General features: G+C 51.0%; 1 protein-coding gene. It reads right to left on the bottom strand.

What is annotated here, in order from left to right:
• Positions 1–1,049: translation initiation factor IF-2 (gene infB / locus PGX78_RS06940; RefSeq protein ID WP_270446109.1), on the bottom strand; the 1,049-nt coding region annotated here is incomplete at both ends.

Below are 1,049 nucleotides of genomic sequence, written 5' to 3'. Positions count from 1 at the left end.
TCGACGCTTTCCTTTTCCGCCGCTTTGCGAGCCGCCGTATCGGGACGTACATTAAAGCCGATAACCAAGGCATTGGAGGCCGACGCCAACATAATATCCGATTCCGTAATAGCCCCTACGCCGGCATGAACGATGGCAATACGCACTTCATCGCTCTTAATTGCCAAAAGGGATTGACTGAGAGCTTCGACAGAACCTTGTACGTCGCCTTTGACAATAAGCGACAGTTCCTTCAGCTCACCTTGCTGAATCTGGCTGAACAGATCATCCAAGGTAACCTTCGATTTAACGCTCAATTCGGACGAGCGTTTCTTTTCCAAACGTTTTTCCGCTACGGAACGAGCCGTCTTTTCATCCGTTGCATTAAGGATATCGCCGGCTTCAGGTACATCATTCAACCCGAGAATTTCTACAGGCAAGGACGGTTCCGCTTTTTTAACTCGTTCGCCTCGTTCATTATTCATGGCACGCACCTTACCGTACGTGTTGCCTACGAGGATGGAATCGCCGACACGCAAGGTGCCTTTTTGTACGAGGACGGACGCAACCGTGCCGCGACCCTTGTCGAGGCGAGCTTCAATAACAACGCCTTCGGCCGGACGGTCGGGGTTAGCTTTAAAGTCCGATACTTCCGCAAGGACTACTTCCGCAAGGACGAGGATATTTTCCAACAGGTCGTCGAGACCTTGTTTCGTGTGAGCCGAAACGGGAACCATAATGGTATCGCCGCCCCAATCTTCACTGATGAGACCGTATTCCGTCAACTGTTGCATAACGTTACTCGGATTAGCCCCTTCTTTATCAATTTTATTGATAGCCACGATGACGGGAACATTCGCCGATTTAGCGTGGTTAATGGATTCAATGGTCTGAGGCATAACGCCGTCATCAGCCGCTACTACGAGGACGGCAATATCCGTAACCTGGGCACCGCGAGCACGCATGGACGTAAACGCTTCGTGGCCGGGCGTATCCATGAAGGTAATCTTTTTGCCTTCATAACGTACCTGATAAGCCCCGATATGCTGCGTAATACCGCCGGCTTCATG

It is taken from the genome of Megasphaera sp. AF13-6AC, from assembly GCF_027685385.1.
Lineage (GTDB): Bacteria > Bacillota > Negativicutes > Veillonellales > Megasphaeraceae > Megasphaera > Megasphaera micronuciformis.
The sequence above is the reverse complement of the archived record's forward strand: the minus strand, read 5'-3'. Positions and strand labels throughout refer to the sequence as shown.